Here is a 19,655-nt window from a genome sequence, read left to right as displayed (position 1 = left end):
AGCCGGCAGCTGCCTCTATGCTGCTGCCGGCTTCTCTCCTCGCTTGCGGTAGCCGTAGCGGCCGGAAAGGGCGATCATGAGCGTGGCGGCCACTAGGCAGGTGAGCGCGTCTCCTATGGTGACCGACAGCCAGATGCCGTCGATGCCGAACAGCATCGGCAGCACGATGACGGCCGCCACCTGGAAGACCAGGGTGCGCAGAAACGAGATGAGCGCCGAGACCAGGCCGTTGTTGAGCGCCGTGAAGAAGGCCGAGGCGTAGATGGCGAATCCCATGAACAAGAAGCACAGCGCGTACAGGCGGTAGGCCTTGGCGGTCAGCTCCAGCAGGGCGGCGTCGTAGCTGACGAAGATGGCCGACAGGGGCGCTGCGAGGGTTTGGCCGAGCAGGAACATCACCACGCTGGCCACGGCGATGAGCCCCAGGCTCTTCCACAGAAGCGAGCGCATCTCGGTGTGGTTCTGCGCTCCGTACTGGAAGCTCATAAGCGGCGACGAGCCGATGGAGTAGCCCATGAACACCGCCGCGAACACCATGGCCGTGTACATGATGACGCCGTAGGCCGCCACGCCGTCCTCGCCGATGAAGCGCAGCAGCTGCCAGTTGTACAGGATGCCCACCATACTCATGGCGATATTGGTGACCATCTCCGAGGAGCCGTTGGCGCAGGCCTTCCCGATGACGGGCCAGCGCAGGTGCGGGCGCACGAAGTACAGGGGCGTGGAGCGCTTGCGCGCGAAGTACACGAGCGGGATGCCGCCGCCGATGAGCTCGCCGATGTTGGTGGCCAGGGCCGCGCCCACCAGTCCCCAGCCGAACAGGCCCACGAACAGGAAGTCGAGCACGATGTTCGTCACCCCGGCCACCACGATGACGTAGAAGCCGTACTTGGGCTTGCCCGCTGTGACGAAGAAGCTCTGGAAGGCGTACTGCAGGATGAAAAACGGCATGGAGATCATCATCATGCGCCCGTAGAGCGTGGCGTCTTTGGCCATTTGCCCGGTGGCGCCGAGCACGGCCGCGGTGGGTTCCATGAAGAACCAGCCGCCCACGGCCAGCACGCTGCCCAGCACGAAGGCGAAGATGATGAGCAGCGAGAAGTGGCGCCGGGCGCGGGCATTATCGCCCTCGCCCAGGGTCTTGGCCACGAGCGCGCTGCCGCCGGTGCCGATCATCATGCCGAAGGAGGCGAGCATCATCACGGGCGGCAGGATGAGGTTCACGGCAGCCAGGGCCGTCTTGCCCGCGTAGTTCGACACGAAGAAGCCGTCCACGATGGTGTAGCACGAGGTGAAGATCATCATGGCGATGGTGGGCAGCGTGAATTTGATGAGGGCGCTGGTGGAGAAGTGCTTGGACATATCCACGGACATGGGAAAACCTTTCAGAATAGTGCGATGGTGCGGAGGGGGGTGCCAGGGCCGGCGAGCGGGGTGCGGATCGGGCGCTCGGCGGGCCCCGAGCGAACGGGCGGGCGCCGGCTAGCGGAAGGAGAGGGCCGACAGCCTCGTGTCGAGCGCGTCTATGTAGCGCGCCATGGCCTCCGTGAGCCAGCGCTGCTCCTCGTCGCTGAAGATGGCCACGGCGTCGCGCTCGGCGGCGAGCACCGCGCGGATGGGCTCCGCGTACTCGCTGCGGCCGCGCTCGGTGAGGAAGGCGCGCATGGTGCGGGGGCTGTCCCCGCGCAAGGCGATGAGCCCCTTGGCCTGCAGACGCTTCACCGACGAGTGCACGGTCTGCTTCGAGGAGAATCCTCGCTCGCATAGTTGCTTCTGGGTGAGGCCGTCTTCCTCCATGAGGGCGTACAGGATGTCGAAGGCGCAGTCGGCCAGGCCCATGCGCCAGGCGGTCTGGCGGTACAGCTCGTCAGCACGGCGGTAGAAGTCGTCGATGGCGCGGATGGTCTCGGCGGTGCGCTCCGGGGTGGGAGCGGTGCTGGTCTTCGATGCGGCGATCATAGGTTCCCTCAAAAGAAATGGTCTGATTTCGGACTAACGAGTTCGCTAGTATAGTCCGAAATCAGACCAAAGCAAGAGATTCACAAGGTTTTCAGAAGGGGCTTAGAACTCCCGTCCCTCGTAGAGCTTGGCGGATAGGAAGGCGCTGGCGATGTAGAGGATGGCGACGGCGGCCAAGGTCGCGCCAGCGGCGACGAGGTAGTTGCTGCCGGTGTCGAGCCACGCGACGAGATCGCTCACGAGGCCGTTGGCGAACAGATAATCGGCGTCGAAGAAACTCACGCAACCGGCGATGACGATCACCACGACGAGGGGCACAATGCGGGCGGCCTTGGTCATGCCGAAGCGCATGATGAGCGGCAGCGCCACGACCATGGCAATCATGACGATGCCCACGGAGCCCGCCGTGGCGCCCACGATGGCGGCCGGCGGGTTCTCGGCGGGCGCGAGGCTTTCGGGCACCCAGGCGGCGGGCAGCAGGCCCATCACGGCCAGCAGCGCGAAGGAGAGCGCCAGGGAGAAAACGAAAGCGAGCACCGTGGCGATGGCAACGCTGGCGTAGCGGCCGAACACCACCTGGCGGCGCGTGATGGGCAGCGTGAGGCGGAAGCGTTCCCAGCCGTTCTGCTCGTCTAAGGCAGCCAGCGAGAACAGGCACATGAACGGTATCATGGCGCCGATGGCGGCAGAGGTGCCCACGGCCCCCATCACGTAGCTCATGAACAGGCTGACGACCAGGCAGATGCCGACAAGTTGCAAAAGCGCGCTGCGCAGGGCGGCGAAGTCGGATACGATCATGGTTTTCATCGGGATTCCCCCTTCAGGGTCAGCGTCATGTAATCTTCGATAGTAGCTTTGTCCACCACCAGGTCGGGGAAGGCGCGGGCGACAGCGAAGCGGTCGGGCACGAGCACGTCTGTGCCGTAATCGTGCCGCATCACGTGGGCTGCGCCGGGGGCCACAACGCCGCTGGCCAGGAGCGTCTCCACCTCGGCAGCGCGGCAGCGGGCCACGCCGGCCTCGTCGGTGATGACGTCTTTCGGGGAGGTGAACACGATGGCGCCGTTGTCCACGCAGACGATCTCGTCGGCGATCTTCTCCAGGTCGGAGGTGATGTGGGTGGACATGAGGATGCCGCGATCGCCCTCGGCCACGAAGTCGCGCAGAATATCGAGCACCTCGTCGCGGGCTATGGGGTCGAGCCCTGCCGTGGCCTCGTCCAGCACGAGCAGCTCGGGATGGTGGGCCAGGGCGAAGGCCAACGTCAGCTTCATGCCCATGCCGCGCGACAGCTCGCTCACCTTCTTCTTGGGGGACAGCCCGAAGGTGCTCAGGAGACGGCTGAAGTGGGATGCGTCCCACGTGGCATAGGCCGCGCGCCCGATGAGGCCCGCGTCGCCCACGCGGCAGGTGCTCGGGAAGGCGCAGGTGTCCAGTACCACGCCGATACGGCTCTTCAGGTCGTCGAGGGCCGACGAGCCGGGCGTGACGGCCTGTCCGAACAGGCGCACGGTGCCCTCGTCAGGGGCGATGAGCCCCAAAGCCGCCTTCAGGGTGGTGGTCTTGCCGGCGCCATTGGAGCCGATAAATCCCACGACGCACCCCGGTTCCACGGCCAGGTTCACGCCGGCAAGTGCGAAGTCGTCGTAGCGCTTGCCCAGGTTCTCTATGTCGATGAGGTTGGTCATGATGTCTCCTCGTTCGGGGCCGCTTGCGGCCCGCGGGTCAGTCTTCCTCCAACAGCAAGTCCAGCATGGCGTGCAAATCGGCAGGGCCGATGCCCGCCGCAGCCGCCTCGGTCGCGGCGCGGGTGAGGTGGGTCTCCACTTGGCGGAGGCGCTCCTCGCGCAAAAGCTCCAGGTTGCCGCCGGCAACGAAAGAGCCCTTGCCCTGCACCGTGTCGATGAAGCCGGCTTCCTCCAGTTCCGCGTAGGCCCGCTTGGTGGTGATGACGCTGATGCGCAAATCGTTGGCCAGGGCGCGGATGGAGGGCAGCGGGTCGCCTTCGGCCAGCTCACCGGCCATGATGGCCCCCTTGATCTGGCGGGCGATCTGCTCGTAGATGGGCTCGCTGCTTCCGTTCGCTATGATGATGTCCAAAGGTCCTCTTTCCCAGGTCGTGCCCTTTTCCGCATCGGCAAACTGCGCTGGTTGCCTGAGGCGGGAAGGGGCGTTTCCCTGTTCGGCTTTCCCGTGCCGGCGTCCCGTCATCGCGGAAAGCGTGAATAGTGTATATACCCTATAAGCACAGTATATACACACCTATATACACTCGTCAAGGGGATTGGCGAAACTCGCCGAAACTATTCTTGTACGATAATTCAAGAAGAGCTACACTGGGTAACAACAATCATCTATTTGAGCGGAGGAGCATCCGTGGCAAAAACGAATAGCGTCATCGACTGGGAGGCCTACGGCACGATTCTGAAGGCGGCTCGCCTTGCCAACGGGTATAGCCGGGGCAAGCGGTTGGTGGAGGCGGTGGAGGAGCGCACGGGCATGAAGATCTCGGAGCGCACCATCTATGCGCTCGAGGATGCGAGCCGTGCCCCCTCGGCCGATATCTACCTTGCCCTGCAGCAGGTGCTGCCCGAGCTGAACGACCCGGACTACATTCGCCCCATCTTCCGCAACGCCAACATGAAGGTGATGATCGTCGAAATCTAGTCGAGACCTGCGCACTGCCGGCGCGGCGCATGCGGCGCCGGCAGCGCGCAGGGGGCCGGGCGTGCGAGAGCGCCGGCGAGCGTGCACGGGCGCCGGGCGTGCGCAGGGGGGGCCGGGCGCGTGGGGCAGCATGCTGCTGCGATCGGTGCGCTCCTTAGGCGCCGTAGCGCTCGGCCACCCAGGCGCGGGCCACTTCCACGAAGGCGCGGGTGGCGGCCGAGGCAGTGCTTCGCGAGCGGACGGCCAGCGAGATGTTGCGGGCGCACTCGCGCTCGGCCGGCAGCACGGCCAAGGGGAACAAGGGGCGGCTCAAGATGAGGCTCGGCAGGACGGAAAAGCCCAGCCCCGCGCTCACCATGGACATCACCGCGTAATCGGAGTCCACGGTGAAGCGCACGTTGGGCTCCACCCCGTTGGCCTCGAAGAGCGCCTCCATCTCCGAGGGGCGCGCGTTGCCCTGGAGCTGGATGTAGGGCTCGCTTGCCAAAGCTTCGGTGGGGAAGACTTCGGCTTTTGCCAGCGGATGGTCGGGCGGCAGCACTACGAGGAGCGGGTCGGTGTGCAGGGGCGCTGCGTCCAGGTCGCGCCGCTCGGGGGCGATGGAAAACGCGCAGTCGGCCCGGCCCTCCCAGGCTGCTTCCACGAGCTCCTGCTCGTCGTCGATGCACAGAAGCTTCAGGTCGATCTTCGGATACTGGGCGAGAAACGCCTTGGCAATGCCGGGGAACCACTCGATGGCTACGCTCGTGAACGAGCCGACGCGCACGAGGCCCCCTTCCCGGTCGTTCAGCTCGCGCACGCGGGTGGCGAGCGCGTGCTCATCGGCGTTGATCGTCTGCACAAGGCCGAGCACCTCGCGCCCCTCGGTCGTGAGGTGCACCCCGCCGTACTCGCGCACGAACAGCGTGAGGTTCAGCTCCTTTTCCAGTGCGTTCACCAAATAGCTGATACCGGCCTGGGTATAGCCCAATTCCTCGGCTGCCGCCTTGAAACTTCCCCGGCGCGCCACGGTAATGAACGCATCGTATTTCTGATTGGACACGGGACGGCCCCCTTTCGTCGTGCACGTGCACAAGTATAAGACTTTCTTTAAAAGTTTTACAAGAAGTCCCGTTTTACTTTCATTAAGGCGGAACTTAGTATGTCAATCGCTCCAAATTCAAAGAAAAGGCGCCCCTGCGGGGGCTTGGTATTGTGCGCTTTGAGGAGGGTGCGCGGCCGGAGCCCCGGCTGCGCACCACGGGAAGCGAGAGGAGGCATCATGAGCCAGTGGAAGCAGGCGCGGTGGCCGTTCGTGGCCTTCGTGCTCATCGAGGTGGTCATCTTCGGATCGGGAAGCGCCGTGACGAAGTTCGCCTACGAGTCCATCACGCCTTTGTGGTGTTTGGCCGTGCGCTTCGGGCTCGCCACTGCGGTGTTCGCCCTCTTCTTCGGCCGTCGCATGGCACGGCGCCTGCACGGGGTGCGTGTGCGCACCTGGCTGCCCCAGGCGCTGTGCATGGCGGTGTCGTATCTGTGCTGCAACGTGGCCCTCGACCTGACCACGGCTACCAACGTGGGCTTCCTCGTGGCGCTGCCGGTGGTGTTCGCACCCATCCTCTCTACGCTGGCGGAGCGCGGACGCTACCCGAAAGCCATCATTCCCTTCCAAGTGGGCGTGGCCGCGGGGCTCTACCTGCTGTGCAGCCAGGGCGGCAGCTTGGCTGTCGGCGCGGGCGAGCTGTTCGCGCTGGCCTCGTCGGTGGCGCTGGCCGGGGCGCTCGTGTTCGGCAAGCAGGCGCTGGTCGAGCTGGACGCCGTCACCGTGGCTGGTACGCAGATAGCGGTGGCTTTCGCGCTGTGTCTGGGTTGCGCGCTTCTGTGGGAGCCGGCGCTGAACGTGGCGGCGGTGCGTCCGGTGGCCTGGGGCATCATCGCGTTTCTCGCCCTGTTCTCCACCTGCCTGGCGTTCTTCCTGCAGAGCCTGGCGCTCGATAGGCTTTCCTCCACCACGGTGTCGCTGCTGCTGACGGGCGAGCCGGTGTTCACGGCACTGTTCGCCTATCTGTTCTTGGGCGAGATCCTCTCGCCGATGGGCCTGGCGGGCGCGATGCTCATCGTGGGCACGGTGGTGGCCGCCACCTACGTGGACGGCCGTGCAGACGCACCGGCCCACGAGGCAGCTCCGGTGCCGACGCGTCTGCCGCGCCGCGTGGTACGTCCGCGCCTCTTCGTGCGCCGGGTGCGCGAAGACCGCATGGCCGCTTAGAGGGCCCGCGTCGCATCGCGGCGGCCGCAGAAGGACGGTCGCTTCAGCTGGCCGCTTCCCATTTGCGCGTATGCGGAGCTCGGCATGTTCGATTGGGCGGTCGCCCGCGGCGCCGCGCAGGCTTTTGGAATTGCGGGTTTGGGGGGGTATCGCTGGGGTTTGCCATGGGGTGCCGTTGTCGGATCGGGACGGCGGCGCCCTTTTCTATTCCGCGACGATCACTCCCAAGCGCCGGGCGAGGGCGGCGGCCTGATACACGTTCATTTTCGTGCCGTAGATTTCCGCCATGGTGTCCGACAGCGCCACGCCTTCCAGCTGGCAGGTGGTGAAGTCGATGCCGAGCAGTGGCGTGCGGAAGAAGCTCGTGCCGATGAAGCGGTCGTCGTCGAGCAGCACATAGTGCAGCTCCATCTCGGTCATGTCGGCGCCGGAGAAGTCGCAACGGGTGGCCTCCATACCCCACCAGCGGCAGCGGTTCTGGGCGCTATAGGCCAGCGTGCAGTCGGTGAAAGCCACCTGCTCCAGGTTCGCCTCCATGAACGACGCGCCGGTAAGCTTGCAGTTCTTGAAGGTGCAGCGGGTGAATCCGGCGCTGTCAAAGTAGGTGTTGGCGAAGTCGCATTCCTCGAATACCGTATCGGTGAAAAGCGCGCCGGAGAAGTCGCAGCAGGATAGGAAGCAGTTGGTGAAGCGGGCGTGGCTCGCCTCCAGTTCCGAGAAGTTGCCGTCGGCGATGATGAGGTCGCGGGCGTCGATGGCCTCGAGGGGCTCGGTCGCGCCGTCGAGCAGCTCGTCGGCCTCCAGGGCGCGCAGCTCTTCGGGAATGGTCGGCAGCACGAGCGCGCGCTGGGCTGCAGCGCGGTCGAAGGCGGTCTGCACGGTATCGGGAAGCGTGGCCATGGGCATCCTTTCGTTGGGGAGGTGCCGCCATTGTACTACGGGTTGCGGAGCTGATCGGGGGCCTTCGATGGGCGATCGTGCAGTCGCGCTCGGAGCCCCTTTGTATCTGAAAAGCGGAATCTTGTGCAGTAAACGCCGCGAGATAGACATCGTCGGGCTGGGAAACGCCGAAGAGGCAAAGCTCTTGTTGAAGGCTTCTGAGTTTTTCCAGGTCAGAATTGTCCGGTAGGGCGACATGGCAGAGAGCTTCAGCCAGGATATCTATCTCGCGGCGTTTACTGCACAGAAAACGGCTCTTCGGAAACAAAAAACGATCAGTGTAGAAACGGCTGGAACGAGATGACTTGAAAGGTCGCCTGCGGATTCCCTGCCGATGCGGCGGTGGAGGAGGCACCGAGCGATCCGGTGACGGAAGGCTAAGTCTCGGTTATACAGGTTTGTTCGGAAGGCGGGTCCTTCGGGACCCGCTTTTTCTCGTGGGACCGGTTCGAGAGCGCAAGGCCCGCGATGGTGAGCCCAAGACCCCCGACGATGGGCGCAGTGAGCGGCTCGCCCAGCACGATGACGGAGGCGGTGCCCGTCAGTGCTGGCACGAGATAGATGTAGGTGCTCGTGACGACGGCTCCCAAATGCTTCACGGCGAAGTTCCAGGTGACGAAGCAGGCGGCCGAGGCACCGAGACCGAGGAACAGCAGGTTTCCCGTCACGACGGGCTCGGCCAGGGCGGCCAGGGGCGCGGGCCCGGCGACGAGGAGCGCGGGCGCCATGAACAGCAGGCCCCAGCCGAAGATGCGCTTGGTGGCGGCCAGGGTCTCGTAGCCGGCCTCGGCGATGCGCCCCACGATGGTGGAATAGATCGCCCACACGACTGCCGCGGCAAAGGAGAGCCCGCAGCCGATGAAGTTGGCCTCGGCGCTGCCGGCGAGGATCGCCTTGCCGCTGGCGCTGCCGACGAGCACGATGCCGGCCATGGCCAGGGCGAACCCGAGAGCGAAGGGCGCCGGGGCGGCGGGGCGCGAGCCCCGGGCGAGCATGATGAGGGCGCAGAACAGGGGAGCCGTGGCCGCGATGGCGCCCACGGCGGTGGCGCTCGTGAAGGTGAGGGCGATGTTCTCGAGCAGGAAGTAGCAGGTCACACCCGCCAGGCCCGCAGCGGCGAACAGGCGCTCGTGGCAGCGGTCGGCCAGGGGCAGACGGCGGGGACGCAGGCAGCACAGGGCGAGAAAGCCCAGGGTGAAGCGGATGACGAGAATCCACAGCGGCGTGAGGCCGGCGGCGATCAGCACCTTGGTGGCGACGAAGGTGGTGCTCCACACGAGAATGGTGAACAGGGCGAGCAGATGGGCTTTCATAGGTGCGCCTTCTGTCGGCTTGCGATGGGGCTGCTCTTCCCGGTGACCGCACGCTGATAGAAGCCGGGGGTGACGCCGAGGCGCTCCTTGAAGGCGCGCGTGAGGTGCGCCTGATCGGAAAAGCCGGCCTGGAAGGCCGCGTCGGCGCAGCTGGCTCCGCGGGCGAGCAGCTCCCGGGCCTGTTCCACGCGCAGCGAGGCCAGGTAGCGCATGGGCGTGAGGCCGAAAGCGGCGGTGAAGGTTCGCAGGGCGCGGTACTTGTCCAGCCCTGCGGCCTCCGCCAGGGCGTCCAGGCGCACGGTCTGGCCCACATGGTCGCGCAGATAGGCGGCCATGGCATGCGCGGCCTCGTCGCGGGGCTTGAGATCCGCAGGGGCGCAGAGGTGGTCGATGAGCAGGTAGAGCGTCTCCTCTATGGCTCCCTCGTCAAGAGGGGTCGCATCCATGAGCGCGGCGATGTCGTTCATATAGGCTGAGGCCTCGGCGCTCTCCACGATGGGGCCCTCGAGGGGAGGGCAGTCGGGAAAACCCAGAAGGGCCACGCTGTCGTAGACGAGCGGCACGGGGCCCTTCTGGATACAGCCGTGGGCGTCCCCGGCGTTCAGCGCGAGCAGCTGGCCTGCCTCCAGGCGGTAGGCGCGCCGGTTGCACTCCATGAGGCGGCAGCCCTCGCGCGCCAGGCCGATGACCGGGTAATCGTGGGCATGGGCCGCGAAGGGTCGGTCGAGGCCGGCAAAGCGGCGAAATTCCAGCGCGCCGCCGAGGGCGCGTCGTACCGATTCCCGTGCGTGTCTGACATCTTGCTCCATGATGGATGCCATGGTAATCCTTCTGCACGGGTGCTTCTTGCATGAAATTGCACTGGTCGAAAGAGGCCGGGGACGGCGGGGGGGGGGTCGGCGCGGCGGTTCCAAAGGTCGGCCGCGCTTGCCGATGCGAAACCAGGGCGGGGCCGCTCTGCTCGGTGGGGTACAATGGAGCTTGTCGCGAAAGGAGTGTGGGCACCATGAAGCAGATATGGGACGGTCTCATCGTGGAGCATCCGATTGCCAGTGTGATAGGGGCGCTACTGGTCGTGGTGCTGACCTGCGGATCCGCTGGCTGAAAAGCGCGCGGGAAGGCTCGGGGCGCCCGGCGCCCGTGAGGTTATCGTCGGCATGTTTGCCCCGTCGGCGAACTTGTGGCACAATATTCATTCGCGCGAGTGTCTCGCGCAGCACCAAAGGGTCGCGTGGCGCAGCGGGAGCGCAGGTGCCTTACAAGCACAAGGTCGGGGGTTCAAATCCCTCCGCGACCACCATGCTCATAACAAGAAAAACCCCAGTTCATATGGGGTTTTTCTTTTTGATAATCCGCTATTTCTAGCTATATTTTTGGCAGACTTTGGCAGACGAATGCCCAGTGAAGCGCGCCTGCCGAAAAAGTCAAATTGTTTCTATGGCAGATTTTGGCAGGCGCAGATCATGCCTTCTTTGCGTAGGTGCTGCCGCTGTGGCGGATCTACAAGCCGAGCAGCTTGCGCCAGGTGTTCCGGCCCACGATGCCGTCCGTCGTCAGGCCCTTGGCCTTCTGGAACTTCTTCACGGCGGCGAGGGTGCCGGAGCCGAACGAGCCGTCGGCCCCGTACTTGCCGCACGAGTAGCCGATGGAGATGAGGCGCTGCTGCATCAGCTTGGTGATGTTGCCCTTCGACCCCTTGCGCAGCGTTGGGCAGCCCGAGAGGGTGTTGGGGCCGGCGATGCCGTCCACCTTCTGCTTGCTGTAGCCCTGCTTGTTGCACTCCGTCTGGAGGTTGCGCACCCAGGCGTCGCCCTTGGCCGCCGGCTTCGCCGTTGCCGGCTTGGATGCGGTGGTCGGCTTGCTGGCGGCGGGCTTGCCGGACACCTTCCCTCCCATGGTCCTCGCCTTGAGCCCCGCCCACTTCGTCGAGTCCACGTAGGGTGCCGGGCACTGCTTTCGGCTCGCGTCGTAGTGGCGCACCACGTTGAGCTTTCGGCCGAGCACCGAGCACAGGTGGGTGTAGAGGGCGGCCAGGGACTCGATCTGCGCCTCGGTGAAGTCCTCGCCGTCCGACACGACCTCGATGCCGACGGAGTTCGTGTTGGTGATCCCGTACTTCCCGCCTCCGTCGCCGCAGTGCCAGGTGCAGTAGCCGTCCAGGACGTTGTTGTACTCCCAGATGTCGCCGTTTTTATCGATGAAGAAGTCGGCGCTGGCTCTACGGTCGGCCGCTGCGAAGTATATGCAGTTGTTCTTGGCCGACCCCTTGCCGCCGGTGTAGTGCTCCACGAAGTTGACGATGGACTTCAGGCCGCCCGCCCTCTTGGACCTGTTGTGGGAGCCGTGGTAGGTGTTGATCTTCAGTGCCATGCTACTCGCCCGACCTGTCGTCGTCGTCGGCGCGCTCGGCCTCGATCTCTGCGATGGCGGCCGCGATCTCCTCGTCGGTCGCCTCGCCCCTGATGTTGTCGACGGCGCCGACCGCCGCCGCGACGATCTGCTCGTCGCTCATGCTCTCGCTCATTGATCGCTCCTTCCGCTGAAAGCCATTTCGTCCATTTCCTCGATGCCCACCGTCACGTTCGGGGCAGCCGGGTCGTGGGCCTTGATGCGGTCCACGAACGGCAGGGAGGCGATGACGGGGTTGATGGCTCTCAGGTTCTCCAAGATCGACACGACCTCGATGAGCGCGATGATGGCGCACACTGCGGCCACCGCCGGGAGCTCCGGCATCGTGAAGTCGCTCCCCGGCATGCTCTGAGACACATCGGCGTTGATGATCTTCGCGCCCACCTCGTAGGCGACGGTGAGCACGATGAGCCCGCAGAACCCGGCCTTGTGCCACAGGCCCTCGCGCATCTTCCCGCTCATGATCTCGCCCGCCTTCGCCGCCCCGGCGAATCCCGTGAGCATGTCCAGGGCCATCATGGCCACGGCCACGAGCACCACCTGCCAGTGGGCAAGCAACGCATCCATTGGCGTCCTTTCTCTCGGTTTGGTCTACATTGGGCATTGTCTCGAACGTGTCGCTCGAGAGGAGACCCCATGAACCCCGTGACATTGACCATCGGAGAGATCGCCTGGAGCCACTACCTGCCGGCCAAGCGCCAGCGGAGGCGCACCAACACGTGCGACGGCTACGAGAGCAGCATCCGGCTCTACGTCGCGCCCCGCTGGGGAGGCATGGCCATCGCCGAGATCGAGCCGGATGACGTGCAGGCATGGGTGGACGATCTGGCCAAGACCGACGCAGGCCCCGGCGGGGCCTGGAAGGCCTACAAGTGCCTGAGGCAGATCGTCAGATGGGCGCTCGCCAAGTGGAAGATGCGCGTGTACGACCCGACCCAGCACGTCGAGAAGCCGCGCGTCCCCGCCTACAAGCCTGAGACGCTGACGCATCGCCGGATGAAGCGCCTGATCCGTGGCATGGTCGGATGCGAATGCGAGCCGACGTTCGTCCTGAGCGCGGCCCTGGGCCTGCGCCCCGGGGAGAGCTACGCGATCAGGTGGGAGCAGATCAACTGGCGCACGGGGCTGGTGCCCATCCGCGCCACCTTGCAGCTCGCCAGCGACGGGCTCAACGAGTGGCCGACTAAGACCGCTAAGGGAGAGCGCGACCTGTATCTGCCGCCCTGGGCGCTCGACCGACTGCACCAGGTATGGGTGGATCGGGGCCGCCCGAGGGGCCGCATCATCGGCGGGATGAAGCCGGGGCAGGTCACGTACCGCATTCAGCGGTGGATAAAGCAGCACAGATTGCCACGGGTGACCATGAAGAACCTCAGGCACACCTGGGCCACCATCGCCGCCCAGTCCGGCGTTACCATCGAGCTGGTGGCATCGATGCTCGGCCACGCCAACGTAGGCACCAGCTACAGGTATTACTACGCCCTGACGCGCGCCGCCGTCACCAGGGCGCAGCGCAGGGTGTCCAGGCGGCTGCTCGGCAAGACGAGCGACGACATGTACAAGGGCATCGTCCTCGCGCCGGCCTTCCCAGAGACATTGCCTGCGGCTGCCTAGGTGATTCCGTATCCCAAGCCACGTCTATCCGCGCAAATTCGAAGACGTTATTTGTGCAGAAGTCTGTGGTCGTCAACGTTGCGGCCCTCAACCAAGGCGACTGCGTGAAGCCGTCCGCGACCTTGCCGGCAGTGTCGGGGACTAACTCACCTAGTGGTCAGACGAAGGCGATATTCAGGGCTGCCTAGGCATTCCGTATCCCAGAAAGATGCGGTCGTCCCGGACACCGCGAACTCGACCCACAGGATCGGCCAGGTCAGAATATACGTTGACGGGCATACGGCCCACATCTCGGGCCTGCTCGAATGCGTGTACGCACACACGGCGTCGGAGTACACGCACCTGATGTCGAGCAGCGCGCTGCCGACTCCGAAGGGCGGAATCGTCTACTGCGAGACGCCGGCGGGCGTGCTCGCCATAGATGCCGGCCGCATCAGGGTGCACGGGGGCACCACGGGCACGTCGTACCGGTTCCACGACTCCTACGCTGTCTAGAGCTGCTTCCACTCGCTCCATGTGCCGCCGTACTCGGCCCTGATGTACAGGCCGACGAGGCCGCTGCCGCCGTTATGCGCGAGTATCTGGGTGCAGTATCCCGAGCCGCCTACCGGGTCGAGCACAAGCAAGTTGAACGGCCACTTCACCGGCGTATTCGACAGGGAGGCCGCATCGGCGTACAGCATGCACCTGTACATGCCCGGGTTGACCACGCTGTTCAGGTTGGTGTTAGCATAAATTCTCTGGCCCTTATATATCTGGGATACGGAATGCCTACAAGATCGGGAAGACCACGCTCCCGCTGATGTACCCGCCTGAGGCGGGCATCGACACGGCGGCGGAGGTGCGGTTCTCGATGTAAAGGGTGCCGTCCGCGACGCGCGCGTTCACCTCGTTGCCGGGCTTGTCCTCGCACGTGAGCCGGTTTCGTGCCGTTACGGCGGTCTTGACGCCGCCGGGAAGCGCGGCCGACACGTTGCCCCACCGGTAGAGCGTGCCGATGCTGCCGACTGCGCCCACGGTCACGAGTTTGTGGGATACGGAATGCCTAAGCCGTCGGGAAGCACAGCGTGAAGAAGTTGTTCCCTGGCTTTGCGTGGACTACGACGGTTCCGTCAGTATTGGCACCGGCGTAACCACCAGTGACCGTCGGCGCTTCCGCATGCACGCCCGGCCGACACCCCGCCGGCAGGGTCAGAACAGTGACGTTCGACTCGCTCGTGGCGACGCACCTTCCGGCAATAACGACGATCTTTCCGAACCTTGCCCATTGGATGGTCGATGACGATGTTCCAGCTCGGGATACGGAATCCCGGAGGGTCGAATAGCACTTCGCGAGGCTCACGCTTCCGTCAGCTATCTTGGCCTGAGTGACGGCACCGCTCGCCAGCTTGGCGGCGGTCACGGTGCCGTCGGTGAGGTCTGCGCCGCTGTGCGTGTGGACCAGCTTGGCGTAGATGCCGCCGAGCTTTCCCAGCACGAAGCGCAGGATGCGGCGGGTCACGAGCTCGCCCTCCGCTCCATCGGCCTCGGATCCGCCGAACAGGGCCTCTGCCTGGTCCACCGTCATGGGGTCGATGACCACGTCCTGGGAGCCGTATCCCTCCCACCGCTGGCCCGCGGCGTCCCACAGCCACTCGTCCCAGTGGTTGTTCTCGGTCGGGTGCGATGCGGGAGTGAGGTAGTGCGTGCCGGCGTGCGGCTCGGCGATGATCGGGTGACGCGTATCGGGATCGTACTCGCCGTCGGCGCAGAAGTAGTACAGCAGGCCGTCGGCAAGCTCCTCGATCTCGGCGAACTTCGCCCGGCGGTAGGCCTCGGCCTCCTCTCGGCCCAGCTCGGCCAGGGCCCGGTCCTCCTCGGCGGCCTCTCGCTCCTCCTCGGCCGCGAGGCGGTCGAGCTCGGCGGCGCCGCGCTCCAGCTCGGCGGCGAGCCGCTCGGCCTCCGCCGCGTCGCGGCCCTCCTCGGCGGTCAGGCGCAGCAGCTCGGCCGCCGCCCGCGCCTCCTCCGCCGTGGCCCGCGCCGCCTCGGCGGTCTGCCTCGCGTCCTCGGCCTGCTCGTAGGCGACACGCGAGGCCTCAAGGTCGGCCAGGGCGGCGTCGAACTCGGGGAAGTAGTCGCCGTCGCGCAGCTTTATGGCGATGCCGCGCCGGATGCTCAGGGGGATGTTCGGGGTCGATGCCGACCAGCGCGACTCCGGGTCCTCGTCGGTGATGCGGAAGTAGGCCATGTCGATGTTGCCGGCCGTCTGCGTGATCTCGGGCGGTATCTCATAGCGGATGACGCCGTCCTGGGGGGACGGGACGCTCACGTGGCCGCCGTCGATGGCCACGGACCCGTCGGGGAGCTGGCAGTAGAACCGCACTGCCTTGCCCGTGAGATCGATGACCTCGGACTTCTCGCGCAGGCTCACCTCCAGGGCGTAGGCCAGCGCGTCGCCCTGGCGCAGCTCGATGCGCTCGTCCAGTGTGGCGAAGCGGTCGTCGCCCTTCTCCACGTCCAGCGTCAGTGTGATGGTCTTCAGCACGGGTGCCTCCTACAGCTTTCCGATTACGTAGCTCTTGCCGTTCGCGGCCGACATGGCGAGCACGCGGTCACCGTCCGCGAGGCCACCGACGTGCTCGAGCACGTCGCAGTCGACGGGCTGCGCGCCAGCGGCGGGGTCGTCGCGGTAGACCGCCCCGCCCGAGACGGTGGCCTCGAAGAAGGGGTCTCCGCCGCCGTCCCCGCCCCATATGATCTTCCTAACGTCGCTCGACGGGATCACCACGCGCCTCCTTCCACCGTGGCCCTGAAGCCGGCGTCCGCCTGGCTCACGGCCCTCGTCTTGACCGTCAGGCCGTCGCCTCCCAGGGACAGCCTCATGTTCGACACGCGCCCCAGCCAGGACAGCCCCGAGCCGCGGTACTCGATGCCCACCGGAGACTCCGGCCTCAGCGGGACCCACGGGTGCTTCCACTCGACGTACTCCGTGCCGGCGGTCTCTCGCACGAGCCGCGCGCGGGCCTCCTCCTTGAGAGCCGACAGCTTCTCGCCCCACGTCGCGCCCGCCAGCTCCGTCACCTTCTCGCACACGGAGACCTCGTACCCGCGGGCGAGCCGCGAGGCGGGGGAGGCGGGGTCGTCGTTGTAGGCCGAGGCCCACAGGGTGCGCCCCTCGCCCTCGTATCGCAGGTGCACCGCGTTGGCGGTGTCGGCCGCGTCGTTGGCGAGCACCACCTCGGGCTTCATGATGGACAGGGGGCCGTCCTCGAACGTCCACACGGGCGCGTCCTGCGTCGCGCTCCCGCGCGGAGCCATGACCACGCCGCCCATGGCGTCCGGGCGGCACGGGGCGAACCCCGCCGACGACAGCAGCGAGTTGCACACCTCCAGCCAGTCGGTGCCGAAGTCGAAGCACACCCCGCGGCCGACCCTGTAGGGGGCGGCCGGCCCGTTGGTCGGTATGCCGGCATCCGCGGCGATGTCGGCGGCCCGCTCCACCGCGTTCGTGTAGCGCGGCACGTTGTACGGCATGCGGCACCGGCCCTTCTTCAGCACGCGCAGCACGCTCTGGAGCGTCACGCTGCCGGACACGGTGCCCATGTCGTGGGTGGGGTCGCTCAGCACTGCGAAGAACGTGCCCAGGGCCTCCTCGTAGGCGCCGCCCTCCTCGTCGGCGAAGCGGTAGTAGACGCGCACCAGGTCGCTGGTGTCGGGCAGCGCGGCGCCAGAGAACGAGAGGGACCCCGACGCGCCCAGCTCCGACGAGGAGGACAGCTCGATCGAGCCGCCCGTGAACATGCCGTAGTCCTCCAGCTCGTCGAGGTGCCCGGCCCTCCCCGGAGCCCACCTCACGCGGCGGTAGGCGATGGACTCCTCCCGGTAGCCGGTCCAGATCACAGCGCACCCCCGTCTATCCTCTTGACCTTGGCCGACGCGGTGCCCCAGCGGGTGGGGTAGCGCAGGTCGGCGTCGAGGTCGATGTCCACAGTGCACCAGAACACGGAGCCGGTGAGCGTCTTGCACACGCAGCGGCCCCAGTCCATGGCCTCCGCCAGGGCGGCAGCCTCCTCGGCGGTCTTGACGTTGAAGCCGATCGTGCGCTCCTCGCTTCGGCCGCCGCCGTCGTAGAGCACGGGCCAGGGCCGCCCGGCGTACTCCTCGTACCGGCGGCGGGTGCGGGACAGCGCCGCCGACTCGGTGGGGCTGTGCATCCCCCTGGCGACCCGCTCAAGCCCCTCCCCGTAGTAGACGAAGGCGTAGGGGGTCTTGAGGGAGCCGGGGTGGTCGACCGTGCGGTAGGTGCCGGCGCGCGAGTACACCGCGGTGCGGTAGGCGAACTCGGTGTTGAGCGGTGCGAAGCGGTCGGTGAACACCTCGCCGTCCGCCAGGTCGGATGCGATGAGCACCTGCTCGGAGCCGGTGACGCGCCAGATGTCTATGCCGTCCACGTCCGCTCCGTCCTGGTAGTCGGCGACCCGCGGCGTGAGGGAGAGCCACCCGCGCTCGCGGTCGGCCTCGATCTCCAGCGACGCGCGCTTGGGCAGGTCGAAGTCGGTGAGTATGTCGATGGAGGCCTGGGCGGTGAGCGACGTGGTGGAGCGCACCGTGGCCGTGAGCGTGTAGCGGGCGTTGTTCTCCGGCGCCCACTGGCGGCGGTTCAGCTCGCCGGCGATCTGGCCGCCCTCGGCCGCGCCGAGATCGCACGAGTAGACGCCGGCCCCGGTCGCGTCGGCCACCGACAGGGTGCACTGGGCGAGCGCCCCCGACTCGTCGGTGTAGTCGAGCAGCAGGGCGAGCGGGAAGTCCGCCACGAGCGCGTAGGGAAGCCCCTCGCCGGGCTCATCCTCGCCGTCGCCGTCGGGGTCGGCGGGCACGAAGTCCTCGTCCTGGTCGAAGTCGCCCTCCTCCACGTCCTCGGTGCCGCCCTCCCCGCCGCCGGATAGGATGCCGTCCAGCTCGGACGGGTCTCCGAAGTAGCCCGACGCCCCGGGCAGCACGAAGGCGACCGACGGCGCGCGGCACACGGTCATGGCCCGCGTCTCCGACCATGGGGACATGTTGTCGTTGTCCGGCGCTGCCGTCGCGCGGTACGCGCCGCGGGTGCGCACCGACCAGGACACCTGGGTGTTCAGCGGCACGCCGAGGGCGGCCAGGTCGAGCCGGCACGATGCCGCGGGGCCCGAGACCGCCACCGTCCTGGATGCCGAGCCCCACGCCACGCGCACCTGGGCGGCGGTCTGGGCCGAGCCGTCCACGGGGTTGTGGCGCCACGACACCTCGACGGACATGCCGTCGTCGCGCACCACGGCGCGCGCCTCGGGGGACAGCAGCAGCGGGGCCTTGGGGCGCCCCTTCGGGACTATGCGCGGCGAGAGCGCGGTCCAGGCCGAGCGCAGCGCGCCGGTACCCTCGCCGTGCACGTTCCGCGCCCGGTACTGGAGCACCGCGTCGACGGGCGCGGCGGCGTCGTGGTAGGAGGCCTGGAGGCCCGCCAGCGACACGGGGTCGGCCCACTCGCCGTAGTCGGCGTCGTACCGCTGCACCTCCACGGCCGTGACGTTGCGCGCCGTGTTGGAGAACCGGATGGTCGCGGTGCCGTCGCCGAGCCGGTCGCCCGAGGGGGTCCCCGGCGCGGCCGGGGTCGTCACCGCCGTGCCGGTGAGGGCGAAGGGGGAGTCGCCGGCGGAGTTGCGCGCGCAGACGCGCCAGCGGTACGAGTGGTTCGCCGCGGTGCCGTTGTCGGTCCACGAGTCCACGGCGCCGACCTCGGCCACCAGGGACCACGCGCCGCCGTCGGTCGACCGCTGGACGACCATGGCGGTGGCGCCGCGCCCGGCGGTGACGTCCCTGCGCCACGAGACGATGTGGGACCCGTCGGACACCCGATCCGCCTCCGCGTCCGAGGGGGCCAGGGGCTTGAGCGGGGCGATCTTGATGTCGCCGGAGTATACGGGCGACGAGAACCCCTTGTCGTTGTGGGCCTCTACGCGGAACTTGTAGGTGTGGCCGGGGACAGCGTCGTAGACGTAGGAGGCGGCCTTCGAGGAGGAGACCTCCTCGAACTCCTCGCCCCCGTCGGTGCGCACATAGACGTACACCTCGCTGTACTCGCGGTTCAGGCTCTCGTTGTTCTTCCAGCGAAGCTCGATGCGGCCGGTCTTCTCGTCCTTCTTTGCCACGAGCCCCGACACGGGCTTCGGCGCGTTGGGCCTGGGGATGTTGACGGTGCCCGAGTAGACGGCCTTCGCCTTTCCCTTGGAGTTCTTGGCGATCACGCGCACGCGGTACTTGTGCCCGGCCTTCACCGATATGTCGAGCTTCGAGGTGGAGCCGGACACGGCCTTGCCGCAGGTCTTCCACTTCGCCTTCTTGCCCGAGTCCGTCTTCATCTGCACGATGATCTGGTCGTAGGGGCGGGCGGTGGACTTGTGGTTCACCCAGCTCGCCCTCAGCTTGGAGGCGCTTACCGCCTTCAGCTGCACCCCCGTGACCGGCTTCGGCGCGTATGTCTTCTTGTCTGCCAA

At 66.7% G+C, this 19,655-nt stretch carries 22 protein-coding genes and 1 tRNA gene; 5 read left to right on the top strand and 18 right to left on the bottom strand.

The window, feature by feature from the left end; translation table 11 throughout:
- Nucleotides 1-15: 15 nt before the first annotated feature.
- The 5 genes from C811_RS10660 to C811_RS10645 form a co-directional block, all read right to left on the bottom strand.
- Nucleotides 16-1,374, bottom strand: a complete 1,359-nt coding sequence (locus tag C811_RS10660) for an MATE family efflux transporter (RefSeq protein WP_016309606.1) — start codon at nucleotides 1,372-1,374, stop codon at nucleotides 16-18.
- A gap of 108 nt (nucleotides 1,375-1,482) precedes the next feature.
- Nucleotides 1,483-1,959 (bottom strand): MarR family winged helix-turn-helix transcriptional regulator, encoded by a 477-nt coding sequence (locus tag C811_RS0103485; protein WP_016309605.1) that lies wholly within the window; start codon nucleotides 1,957-1,959, stop codon nucleotides 1,483-1,485.
- Between the two features lie 102 nt (nucleotides 1,960-2,061).
- The gene (locus C811_RS10655; RefSeq protein ID WP_016309604.1) at nucleotides 2,062-2,766 is read right to left on the bottom strand and encodes an ABC-2 transporter permease; all 705 of its coding nucleotides are present in this window, start codon (nucleotides 2,764-2,766) and stop codon (nucleotides 2,062-2,064) included.
- Nucleotides 2,763-3,647 (bottom strand): ABC transporter ATP-binding protein, encoded by an 885-nt coding sequence (locus C811_RS10650; protein ID WP_016309603.1) that lies wholly within the window; start codon nucleotides 3,645-3,647, stop codon nucleotides 2,763-2,765. Before C811_RS10650 ends, C811_RS10655 begins: the two co-directional genes overlap by 4 nt.
- Nucleotides 3,648-3,684: 37 nt before the next feature.
- Nucleotides 3,685-4,059 carry a GntR family transcriptional regulator gene (locus C811_RS10645; protein WP_016309602.1) on the bottom strand — a complete coding sequence of 125 codons (375 nt, stop codon included), beginning with the start codon at nucleotides 4,057-4,059 and terminating at the stop codon, nucleotides 3,685-3,687.
- 276 nt (nucleotides 4,060-4,335) lie between these two features.
- On the opposite strand from C811_RS10645, the gene C811_RS10640 reads away from it, so the two are divergent.
- Nucleotides 4,336-4,626, top strand: a complete 291-nt coding sequence (locus C811_RS10640) for a helix-turn-helix transcriptional regulator (protein ID WP_016309601.1) — start codon at nucleotides 4,336-4,338, stop codon at nucleotides 4,624-4,626.
- A 154-nt stretch (nucleotides 4,627-4,780) separates the two neighbouring features.
- On the opposite strand, the gene C811_RS10635 is transcribed toward C811_RS10640, so the two are convergent.
- The gene (locus C811_RS10635; RefSeq protein WP_016309600.1) at nucleotides 4,781-5,668 is read right to left on the bottom strand and encodes a LysR family transcriptional regulator; all 888 of its coding nucleotides are present in this window, start codon (nucleotides 5,666-5,668) and stop codon (nucleotides 4,781-4,783) included.
- Nucleotides 5,669-5,887: 219 nt separating this feature from the next.
- Here C811_RS10635 and C811_RS10630 point away from each other — a divergent pair, with 219 nt between their 5' ends.
- The gene (locus C811_RS10630; protein WP_016309599.1) at nucleotides 5,888-6,874 is read left to right on the top strand and encodes a DMT family transporter; all 987 of its coding nucleotides are present in this window, start codon (nucleotides 5,888-5,890) and stop codon (nucleotides 6,872-6,874) included.
- A 204-nt stretch (nucleotides 6,875-7,078) separates the two neighbouring features.
- Here the strand turns inward: C811_RS10630 and C811_RS10625 are convergent, their stop codons facing one another.
- The 3 genes from C811_RS10625 to C811_RS15835 all read right to left on the bottom strand — a co-directional run bounded on the left by C811_RS10625 (nucleotide 7,079) and on the right by C811_RS15835 (nucleotide 9,947).
- Entirely contained in the window at nucleotides 7,079-7,774 is a 696-nt protein-coding gene (locus C811_RS10625; protein WP_016309598.1) for a pentapeptide repeat-containing protein, read from the bottom strand.
- A gap of 416 nt (nucleotides 7,775-8,190) precedes the next feature.
- Entirely contained in the window at nucleotides 8,191-9,126 is a 936-nt protein-coding gene (locus C811_RS10620) for a DMT family transporter (RefSeq protein WP_016309597.1), read from the bottom strand.
- Nucleotides 9,123-9,947 (bottom strand): AraC family transcriptional regulator, encoded by an 825-nt coding sequence (locus C811_RS15835; RefSeq protein ID WP_016309596.1) that lies wholly within the window; start codon nucleotides 9,945-9,947, stop codon nucleotides 9,123-9,125. Before C811_RS15835 ends, C811_RS10620 begins: the two co-directional genes overlap by 4 nt.
- 404 nt (nucleotides 9,948-10,351) lie before the next feature.
- Here C811_RS15835 and C811_RS10610 point away from each other — a divergent pair.
- Nucleotides 10,352-10,426, top strand: a tRNA-Val gene (locus tag C811_RS10610).
- A gap of 200 nt (nucleotides 10,427-10,626) precedes the next feature.
- Here the strand turns inward: C811_RS10610 and C811_RS15830 are convergent.
- From C811_RS15830 to C811_RS10600, 3 genes are read right to left on the bottom strand one after another with little or no spacing between them, the layout of a single operon-like run.
- Nucleotides 10,627-11,496 carry a peptidoglycan recognition protein family protein gene (locus C811_RS15830; protein WP_016309594.1) on the bottom strand — a complete coding sequence of 290 codons (870 nt, stop codon included), beginning with the start codon at nucleotides 11,494-11,496 and terminating at the stop codon, nucleotides 10,627-10,629.
- Nucleotide 11,497: 1 nt separating this feature from the next.
- Complete coding sequence (locus C811_RS16580) at nucleotides 11,498-11,650, bottom strand: hypothetical protein (protein ID WP_016309593.1); 153 nt, start codon at nucleotides 11,648-11,650, stop codon at nucleotides 11,498-11,500.
- The gene (locus C811_RS10600) at nucleotides 11,647-12,102 is read right to left on the bottom strand and encodes a phage holin family protein (protein ID WP_016309592.1); all 456 of its coding nucleotides are present in this window, start codon (nucleotides 12,100-12,102) and stop codon (nucleotides 11,647-11,649) included. Before C811_RS10600 ends, C811_RS16580 begins: the two co-directional genes overlap by 4 nt.
- A gap of 36 nt (nucleotides 12,103-12,138) precedes the next feature.
- Between C811_RS10600 and C811_RS10595 the strand changes: the two genes are divergently transcribed.
- Nucleotides 12,139-13,149 carry a tyrosine-type recombinase/integrase gene (locus C811_RS10595; RefSeq protein ID WP_156997079.1) on the top strand — a complete coding sequence of 337 codons (1,011 nt, stop codon included), beginning with the start codon at nucleotides 12,139-12,141 and terminating at the stop codon, nucleotides 13,147-13,149.
- A 345-nt stretch (nucleotides 13,150-13,494) separates the two neighbouring features.
- Nucleotides 13,495-13,644, top strand: coding sequence for a hypothetical protein (locus C811_RS16575; RefSeq protein WP_016309590.1), 150 nt, complete (start codon nucleotides 13,495-13,497; stop codon nucleotides 13,642-13,644).
- On the opposite strand, the gene C811_RS10590 is transcribed toward C811_RS16575, so the two are convergent.
- From C811_RS10590 to C811_RS10565, 6 genes are all read right to left on the bottom strand, one after another.
- The gene (locus C811_RS10590; RefSeq protein WP_016309589.1) at nucleotides 13,641-13,844 is read right to left on the bottom strand and encodes a pyocin knob domain-containing protein; all 204 of its coding nucleotides are present in this window, start codon (nucleotides 13,842-13,844) and stop codon (nucleotides 13,641-13,643) included. The genes C811_RS16575 and C811_RS10590 overlap by 4 nt on opposite strands.
- Nucleotides 13,845-13,920: 76 nt before the next feature.
- On the bottom strand, nucleotides 13,921-14,166 hold the full coding sequence (locus C811_RS10585) for a hypothetical protein (RefSeq protein WP_156997078.1): 246 nt from the start codon (nucleotides 14,164-14,166) through the stop codon (nucleotides 13,921-13,923).
- A gap of 28 nt (nucleotides 14,167-14,194) precedes the next feature.
- Nucleotides 14,195-15,673 carry a BppU family phage baseplate upper protein gene (locus C811_RS10580; protein ID WP_016309587.1) on the bottom strand — a complete coding sequence of 493 codons (1,479 nt, stop codon included), beginning with the start codon at nucleotides 15,671-15,673 and terminating at the stop codon, nucleotides 14,195-14,197.
- 9 nt (nucleotides 15,674-15,682) lie between these two features.
- On the bottom strand, nucleotides 15,683-15,916 hold the full coding sequence (locus C811_RS10575) for a hypothetical protein (RefSeq protein WP_031325166.1): 234 nt from the start codon (nucleotides 15,914-15,916) through the stop codon (nucleotides 15,683-15,685).
- On the bottom strand, nucleotides 15,910-17,028 hold the full coding sequence (locus C811_RS10570; protein ID WP_016309585.1) for a hypothetical protein: 1,119 nt from the start codon (nucleotides 17,026-17,028) through the stop codon (nucleotides 15,910-15,912). Before C811_RS10570 ends, C811_RS10575 begins: the two co-directional genes overlap by 7 nt.
- Nucleotides 17,025-19,655 carry a fibronectin type III domain-containing protein gene (locus C811_RS10565; RefSeq protein WP_016309584.1) on the bottom strand — a complete coding sequence of 877 codons (2,631 nt, stop codon included), beginning with the start codon at nucleotides 19,653-19,655 and terminating at the stop codon, nucleotides 17,025-17,027. The genes C811_RS10570 and C811_RS10565 overlap by 4 nt, the downstream gene beginning before the upstream one ends.

This window comes from Adlercreutzia caecimuris B7 (assembly GCF_000403355.2).
Classification (GTDB): Bacteria; Actinomycetota; Coriobacteriia; order Coriobacteriales; family Eggerthellaceae; genus Adlercreutzia; species Adlercreutzia caecimuris.
The sequence above is the reverse complement of the archived record's forward strand: the minus strand, read 5'-3'. Positions and strand labels throughout refer to the sequence as shown.